8 protein-coding genes are annotated in these 7679 nt (G+C 70.2%); 6 read left to right on the plus strand and 2 right to left on the minus strand.

The window, feature by feature from the left end; translation table 11 throughout:
• Both aroB and aroQ read left to right on the plus strand, forming a co-directional pair.
• Window positions 1-966 (plus strand): 3-dehydroquinate synthase (gene aroB / locus AC2VNT_RS11815; RefSeq protein ID WP_486947037.1); only part of this gene is annotated, 966 nt, incomplete at its 5' end.
• Window positions 963-1397 (plus strand): type II 3-dehydroquinate dehydratase, encoded by a 435-nt coding sequence (gene aroQ, locus AC2VNT_RS11820; protein WP_486947038.1) that lies wholly within the window; start codon window positions 963-965, stop codon window positions 1395-1397. The genes aroB and aroQ, both read left to right, overlap by 4 nt.
• A gap of 1 nt (window position 1398) precedes the next feature.
• Here aroQ and AC2VNT_RS11825 read toward each other — a convergent pair whose 3' ends face one another.
• Window positions 1399-2193 (minus strand): B-4DMT family transporter, encoded by a 795-nt coding sequence (locus AC2VNT_RS11825; protein ID WP_486947039.1) that lies wholly within the window; start codon window positions 2191-2193, stop codon window positions 1399-1401.
• 33 nt (window positions 2194-2226) lie between these two features.
• Between AC2VNT_RS11825 and AC2VNT_RS11830 the strand changes: the two genes are divergently transcribed.
• From AC2VNT_RS11830 to nusB, 3 genes are read left to right on the plus strand one after another with little or no spacing between them, the layout of a single operon-like run.
• Complete coding sequence (locus AC2VNT_RS11830; RefSeq protein WP_486947040.1) at window positions 2227-3318, plus strand: M24 family metallopeptidase; 1092 nt, start codon at window positions 2227-2229, stop codon at window positions 3316-3318.
• A 15-nt stretch (window positions 3319-3333) separates the two neighbouring features.
• Window positions 3334-3897, plus strand: a complete 564-nt coding sequence (gene efp, locus AC2VNT_RS11835) for an elongation factor P (protein WP_486947044.1) — start codon at window positions 3334-3336, stop codon at window positions 3895-3897.
• A gap of 42 nt (window positions 3898-3939) precedes the next feature.
• Entirely contained in the window at window positions 3940-4452 is a 513-nt protein-coding gene (gene nusB / locus AC2VNT_RS11840; RefSeq protein WP_486947041.1) for a transcription antitermination factor NusB, read from the plus strand.
• A 29-nt stretch (window positions 4453-4481) separates the two neighbouring features.
• Here the strand turns inward: nusB and AC2VNT_RS11845 are convergent, their stop codons facing one another.
• The gene (locus AC2VNT_RS11845; RefSeq protein WP_486947042.1) at window positions 4482-4745 is read right to left on the minus strand and encodes a hypothetical protein; all 264 of its coding nucleotides are present in this window, start codon (window positions 4743-4745) and stop codon (window positions 4482-4484) included.
• Window positions 4746-4887: 142 nt separating this feature from the next.
• On the opposite strand from AC2VNT_RS11845, the gene AC2VNT_RS11850 reads away from it, so the two are divergent.
• Window positions 4888-7620: an aminotransferase class I/II-fold pyridoxal phosphate-dependent enzyme gene (locus AC2VNT_RS11850; protein WP_486947043.1), complete on the plus strand. Its 2733-nt coding sequence runs from the start codon at window positions 4888-4890 to the stop codon at window positions 7618-7620.
• Window positions 7621-7679: the final 59 nt, after the last annotated feature.

Consider the following 7679-nt stretch of genomic DNA (forward strand, 5'->3'; position numbering starts at 1 on the left):
CTGGAGCAGACCGCCGAGGCCATCCGAAGTTATCTGTCCGACATGGGGATTGACGCCCATCGGGTGGAGATCCCGGACGCCGAGGACGGCAAGGACGTCCGGGTGATGGAGTTCATCTGGAGTGTGCTCGGCCAGATCGGCGTCGGCCGCAAGGACGCCCTGGTCAGTCTCGGCGGGGGCGCCGCCACCGACGTCGCCGGCTTCGCCGCCGCCACCTGGCTGCGCGGAATCTCGGTGCTGCACGTGCCCACCACGCTGCTGGCGATGGTGGACGCCGCGATCGGCGGGAAGACCGGGATCAACATCGAAGCGGGCAAGAACCTGGTCGGGGCGTTCCACCAGCCGGACGCCGTGGTGATCGACCTGGCCACCCTGGAGACGCTGCCGCCGCGGGAGATCGTGGCCGGGATGGCCGAGGTGGTGAAGGCCGGGTTCATCGCCGACCCGGTCATCCTGGATCTCATCGAAGCCGATCCGACGTTGGCGATGGACCCGACCGGCGAGGTGCTCGGCGAGCTGATCCGGCGTGCCGTCGCCGTCAAGGCGGCGGTGGTGGCCGCCGACGAGAAAGAGTCGGAGCTGCGGGAGATCCTCAACTACGGACACACCCTGGCGCACGCGATCGAAGCACTCGAGCACTACAAGTGGCGGCACGGCCACGCGGTCTCGGTGGGGCTGGTGTTCGCCGCCGAACTGGCCCGGCTGGTCGGCCGGCTCGACGACGAGACCGCCGACCGGCACCGCTCCATCCTGACGTCGCTGGGGCTGCCGGTCAGCTACTACGCCGACGCGCTGCCGTTACTGCTCGAATACATGGCCGGCGACAAGAAGGTCCGCGCCGGCGTGCTGCGGTTCGTGGTGCTCGACGGCCTGGCCAAGCCGGGCCGGCTGGAGGGTCCGGACCCGGCGCTGCTGGCCGCCGCCTACGCCGAGGTGGGTCAACGTGCGAAGTTGGGCAGACAATGAGCCGGGTCAACGTCATCAACGGACCGAACCTGGGCCGGTTGGGCCGTCGCGAACCCGACGTGTACGGCGAGACCACCCACGACGACCTGAGGGCGCTGATCGAGCGGGAAGCCGCCGAACTGGGTCTGGACGTCGTCGTCCGGCAAAGCGATAGCGAAGCGCAGCTGCTGGAGTGGATTCACCACGCCGCCGACGCCGGCGAACCGGTGATCCTGAACGCCGGTGGCCTGACCCACACGTCGGTGGCGCTGCGCGACGCCTGCGCGGAGCTGCGCGCACCGCTGATCGAGGTGCACATCTCGAACGTGTACGCCCGCGAGGAGTTTCGCCGGCACTCCTACCTGAGTCCGGTCGCCACCGGGGTGATCGTCGGCCTCGGGGTGCAGGGCTACCTGCTGGCGCTGCGCTCACTGGCCCGGACGGACCGCTGAGTCAGCCGTTCTCGTCGCCGTTCTCGGCGCCGGGCTGCTCGCCGGGCTGGGCGATCTCGGTGGTCTCCGCGTCTCGGGTGGGGATCTCGGTGGTGCTGGTCTCGGTGGTGGTCTCGGCGGTGGACCCGGGCAGCGGGATCTCGGTGGTGATCTCCTCCGGACGCTCCGGTGCGGCCTGGGCGAGCTCCACGGTGGTCTCCTCGACGGCCCGGGTCGGCGCGGTCAGCGTGGTGGTGCCGCCCGCTGCGCCCTCGGTCACGGCGGCCTCAGCCGCAGCGCCCTGCTGACCGCCGTTCACCGCGGCGAAGACGTCGTGGCCGTGCTGCTCGCCGCCCTCGGCGGCCAGGCCGTGGTGGTGCATCGGCAGCTTCGCGTACTGCCGGTCGACCAGCTTCTGGCCGACCGCCACGCCGACCATCGCGCACGCGAACACCAGCAGGGTGGTGAAGGCGGCGAATGCGGTCAGCTCCTGGAACAGGCCGCCGCTGTAGATCGCCAACGGGGTCAGCGAGATCAGGTAGGACAGCACCCCGGCGACCAGTCCGGCGACCAGCCCGGCGACCAGCCACGTCATCGCCAGGTCTTTGCGGCGGTCCGGGTCCGGGTTCGCCTTGGCGTCCCGCTGGCCGTCGACGTAGCCCCAGGCGGCGGCGGGCAGCACGATGAAGACGGCCAGCAGCGCGATGTTGGTCAAGGTGGCCAGCGACACCCATTGGTTGATCAGCGGGGCCTGGATCAGCCGGTCGACGATCATCAGGGCCGCGAACGCCAGTCCGCGCAGTAACCAGGTAGTCATGAGGGCACAGCGTAGCGAGTAGCGTCACGCAACGTGAAGCATTGCGCCCGCCGGGACAAACTCAGTGGCCGGATCGATGCGGCCGGGCTGGATGCATTGCTGATAACCGACCTGATCAACGTGCGTTATCTCGCCGGGTTCACCGGTTCGGCCGGGGCGCTGCTGGTGTACGCCGACGGCCGGCCGGCGAGGCTGGCCACCGACGGGCGGTACCGCACCCAGGCCGCCCGGCAGGCGCCCGATCTGCAGGTGGCGATCGGGCGGGCGGCCGGCAGGTGTCTGGCCGAAACGGCCGGTGCCACCGGGGTGCGGCGGCTGGGTTTCGAGAGCGACGTGGTCACCGTGGACGGGCTCGACGCGCTGACGAAGGCGGCCGGCGGCGCCGGGCTGGTCCGAGCGCCGGGCCTGGTGGAGGCGCTGCGCGAAGTCAAGGACGCCGACGAACTGGCCCTGCTCCGGCGGGCCTGCGCGGCGGCCGACGCGGCGCTGACCGACCTGGTGGACAGCGGGGGGCTGGCGCCGGGGCGCACCGAGCGGGCGGTCGCCCGCAGCCTGGAGGCGCTGATGCTGGACCACGGCGCGGACGCGCCGTCGTTCGAGACGATCGTGGCGGCCGGGGCGAACTCGGCGATCCCGCACCACCGGCCCACCGATGCGGTGTTGGCGGTCGGCGACTTCGTCAAGATCGACTTCGGCGCGTTGGTGGCCGGCTACCACTCCGACATGACGCGCACCTTCGTGCTCGGCCGGGCCGCGCCGTGGCAACGGGAGCTCTACCGGCTGGTCGCCGACGCCCAGCGGGCCGGCCGGGAGGCGCTGCGGCCGGGGGCCGACCTGAAGGCGGTGGACGGCGCCGCCCGGCAGTCGATCGCCGATGCCGGCCACGGCGAACACTTCGGGCACGGGCTGGGGCACGGGGTGGGGCTGCGGATTCACGAAGCGCCGGGGATCAACGCGACCGCTGGCGGTACACTGCTCCCCGGTGCCGTGGTGACCGTGGAGCCCGGCGTCTATCTGCCCGACCGTGGCGGGGTTCGCATCGAGGACACGTTGGCGGTGGCTGATACCCCCGGGCAGACCCCGGACTTGCTGACTCGGTTCCCCCGGGAGCTGACCATCGTGTAGGAGATGTGGAAGACCGTGGCCTCAACCGCCGACTTCAAGAACGGACTGGTGCTGGCCATCGACGGTCAGCTCTGGCAGATCGTCGAATTTCAGCACGTCAAACCCGGCAAGGGGCCGGCCTTCGTGCGCACCAAGCTCAAGAACGTCGTCTCCGGCAAGGTGGTCGACAAGACCTACAACGCCGGGGTGAAGGTGGAGACGGCCACCGTCGACCGCCGCGACACCACCTACCTGTACCGGGACGGCAGCGACTTCGTGTTCATGGACAGCGCCGACTACGAGCAACACCCGCTGCCCGAGTCGCTGGTCGGCGACGCCGCCGACTTCCTGCTGGAGGGCATGCCGGTGCAGGTGGCCTTCCACAACGGCACCCCGCTCTACCTCGAGCTGCCGGTCAGCGTCGAGTTGGAGATCACCCACACCGAGCCCGGCCTGCAGGGCGACCGGTCCAACGCCGGCACCAAACCGGCCACCGTGGAGACCGGCGCGCAGATCAACGTGCCGTTGTTCGTCAACACCGGCGACAAGGTGAAGGTGGACACCCGCGACCGGGGCTACCTGGGGCGGGTCAATGCCTGAGCCGTCAACGCCTGACCTGCCAACGCCTGAGCCCGCCTGACCATGCCGGACGGCAAACCCGCCCGGCCGGCGCGGCCGGTCAAGGGCCGCCACCTGGCCCGCAAGCGCGCGGTCGACCTGCTGTTCGAGGCCGAAGCCCGCCGTCTGACCCCGGTCGAGGTGGCCGATGTGCGCACCGGCCTGGCGCAGGGCGACAGCAGCGTGACACCGCTGCCGCAGTACACCGTGGCGGTGGCCCACGGCGTCGGCGCGCACGCGGCACACATCGACGACCTGATCACCACCCACCTGCAGGGCTGGACGCTGGAGCGGCTGCCCGCGGTGGACCGGGCCATCCTGCGGGTGGCGGTGTGGGAGCTGCTCTACGCCGACGACGTTCCGGAGCCGGTCGCCGTCGACGAGGCGGTGCGGCTGGCCAAGGAGCTCTCCACCGACGAGTCGCCGGGCTTCGTCAACGGGGTGCTCGGCCAGGTGATGCTGGTGACGCCGCAGATCCGGGCGGCGTCGCAGGCGGTGCGCGAGCAGCACGCGGCGGAAGCCGGTCCGGAATCGTGAGCCGGGACGGGCGGGATTTCGCCGTCGGCTCAGGAATGCGCCTTGCAGCTCCCGCCGGGTCCGCGCGGAGCGCACCGGACGAGCTCGCCGTTCCGGTCGGTGATGCGCCACAGGAAGAACGGGTCGCCGATCCTGTTCACGCCTTGGAACGGCGCAACCGTCGCCTGGCCGCCGTCGATGACCACCGACTCGTCTTGCACCGTCGCCTGGTGGCCGGCGGCGGTGAGCCGGTCACACGCCTCCTGCGCCGTCTCCGCGCCGGCGACCGCGGCCGTGTATCCGTCAGCGTTCACGTCAGCCCTCTCTGGCTCGTCCGTCGTGGCCACCCCGACGCCGAGGTTACCCGGTGCGCGGCGGGCGTCGGGGACACTTCCCGGGTCGGTGAAACCGGCCCCCTCGACCGGCTCGACCGGCCACAGGGCCACACTGGGTGATATGACATCCGACGATGAGCGACCCCGGCGACTTCGGGTCTCCGCGCTGGCGGCGGTGGCCAACCCGTCGTACTCGCGCATCGACACCTGGAACCTGCTCGATGACGCCTGCCGGCAGCTCGCCGAGACCAACCGGGCCGGACAACCGACCGAGCACCTGACCGGTCAGGTCAGACGGCTGCTGGACCGGATCGGTGCCTACGAGCGATACTGGCTCTTCCCCGGCGCCGAGCTGCTGACGACGTTTCGCGGATACCTGGCCGCGATGGACACCGTGCGGCTCACCGAGGAGGTGTCGCTGGCGGTGCGGCTGCTCTCCGAGTACGGCGACCGGGCGGCGTTGTTCGACCCCGCCGCCCCGCTGGCCGAGCAGGAGTTGGTGGCTCAGGTCAAGCGGCAGCAGTTCTACACCGTGTTGCTGGCCGACGGTTCCCCGCTGGAGACACCGGAGGGCCTGGTGGAGAGCCTGCGCGCGCTGCGCGACCCCACCGATGAGGTGCAGATCGGGCTGCTGGTGGTGGCCAGCGTCGAGGACGCCGTCACCGCGATCGCCCTCAACGGCGAGATCCAGGCCGCGGTCATCCGGCACGACCTGCCGCTGCGCTCCGTCGACCGGGTGCCGGTGATGACCACCCTGCTCGGCGCCAACGACGACGCCGCCGCGGTCGACTGCGGTTACGACGCCGTCGAATGCGCCGAATGGATCCGGGAGCTGCGGCCGCACATCGACCTGTACCTGCTCACCGACGAGTCGATCGCGGCGGCCACCACCGAAGAGGAACCCGACGTCTACGACCGCACGTTTTATCGGCTCAACGACGTCACCGACCTGTACAGCACGGTTCTGGCCGGTATCCGCAAGCGCTACGCCACCCCGTTTTTCGACGCCCTGCGGGCCTACGCCGCCGAGCCGGTCGGTCAGTTCCACGCCCTGCCGGTGGCCCGCGGCGCCAGCATCTTCAACTCGAAGTCGCTGCACGACATGGGGGAGTTCTACGGCCGCAACATCTTCATGGCCGAGACGTCGTCGACATCCGGCGGGCTGGACTCGCTGCTGGACCCGCACGGCACCATCCGGGTCGCGATGGACAAGGCGGCGATCACCTGGAACGCCGACCACACCTACTTCGTCACCAACGGGACGTCGACGGCGAACAAGATCGTCGTGCAGGCGCTGACCCGGCCCGGCGACATCGTGCTGATCGACCGCAACTGCCACAAGTCGCACCATTACGGCCTGGTGCTGGCCGGGGCGTACCCGCTGTACCTGGACGCCTACCCGTTGGCGCATTTCGCGGTCTACGGCGCGGTGTCCCTGGCCACCATCAAGCGCACGCTACTCGACCTGGAGGCGGCCGGGCAGCTGGACCGGGTGCGGATGCTGCTGCTCACCAACTGCACCTTCGACGGCGTGGTGTACAACCCGCAGCAGGTGATGGAGGAGGTGCTGGCGATCAAGCCGGACATCTGCTTCCTGTGGGACGAGGCCTGGTACGCGTTCGCCACCGCGGTGCCGTGGGCCCGGCAGCGCACCGCGATGATCTCCGCCGAGCGGCTGCGGGCCAGGCTGGCGTCGGATTCCTACGCCGAGGAGTACGCGGCCTGGTCCGCGCAGATGGCCGGAGTGAAGCGCTCCGAATGGGTTTCGCGCCGGTTGCTGCCGGACCCGGCGCAGGCCCGGGTGCGGGTGTATGCCACCCACTCCACCCACAAGTCGCTCTCGGCGCTGCGGCAGGCGTCGATGATCCACGTCCGGGACCAGGACTTCAACGCCCGCAGCCGGGACGCGTTCACCGAGGCGTTCCTGACCCACACCTCCACCTCGCCGAACCAGCAGCTGCGGGCCTCGCTGGACCTGGCTCGCCGGCAGGTGGACATCGAGCGGTTCGAGATGGTGCGCCGGGTGTACAACATGGCACTGGTGTTCCGCTACCGGGTCCGCCGAGACCCGGTGATCGGCAAGTGGTTTCGGATCCTCGACGAGGCGGACCTGGTGCCGGGTGAGTACCGGTCGTCGGCGGTCAGTTCGTATCGGGAGGTTCGCGAGGGCGGGCTGTCGGAGTGGAACGAGGCGTGGCGTGCCGACGAGTTCGTGCTGGACCCCACCCGGGTCACCCTGTTCGTCGGCAAGACCGGGATGAACGGATACGACTTCCGGGAGAAGATCCTGATGGAGCGGTTCGGCATCCAGATCAACAAGACCTCGATCAACAGTGTGTTGCTGATCTTCACCATCGGGGTGACCTGGTCCAGCGTGCAGTACCTGCTCAACGCGCTGCGCCGGGTGGCCACCGACCTGGCACAGACGCACGCCGCCGACAGCGCCGACGACCGGGCGCTGCACCGGCGCCGGGTCGCCGAGATCACCGAAGACCTTCCGCCGCTGCCCGACTTCAGCGAGTTCGACTCGGCGTTTCGCCCGGGCGGCGACAGCGCATTCGGCGACATGCGGGCGGCGTTCTACGCCGGCTACGAGGACGCCGACCGCGAGCACCTGCTGCTCGGCGAGGCCGGACGCCGGGTCGCCGAGGGCAGGACCCTGGTGTCGACCACGTTCGTGGTGCCCTACCCGCCGGGTTTCCCGGTGCTGGTGCCCGGGCAGGTGGTCTCCAAGGAGATCCTGTACTTCCTGGCCGAGCTGGACGTCAAGGAGATCCACGGCTACAACCCGGATCTGGGGCTGTCGGTCTTCACCGATGCGGCGCTGGCCCGGATGCAGGCGGTTCACGCCTGACGAAGGACACCGCTACGGCCCCTCACCGCGCAGCGACAAGAAGTTTACCGTCGCGTGCC

Source organism: Mycobacterium sp. TH-M15 (assembly GCF_057473705.1).

What these genes read in the sequence shown, in the direction of transcription:
- aroQ (WP_486947038.1), top strand. Translation starts at nt 963, where the DNA reads ATGAGCCGGGTCAACGTCATCAACGGACCGAACCTGGGCCGGTTGGGC.
- AC2VNT_RS11825 (WP_486947039.1), bottom strand. Translation starts at nt 2,193, where the DNA reads ATGACTACCTGGTTACTGCGCGGACTGGCGTTCGCGGCCCTGATGATC.
- nusB (WP_486947041.1), top strand. Translation starts at nt 3,940, where the DNA reads ATGCCGGACGGCAAACCCGCCCGGCCGGCGCGGCCGGTCAAGGGCCGC.
- AC2VNT_RS11850 (WP_486947043.1), top strand. Translation starts at nt 4,888, where the DNA reads ATGACATCCGACGATGAGCGACCCCGGCGACTTCGGGTCTCCGCGCTG.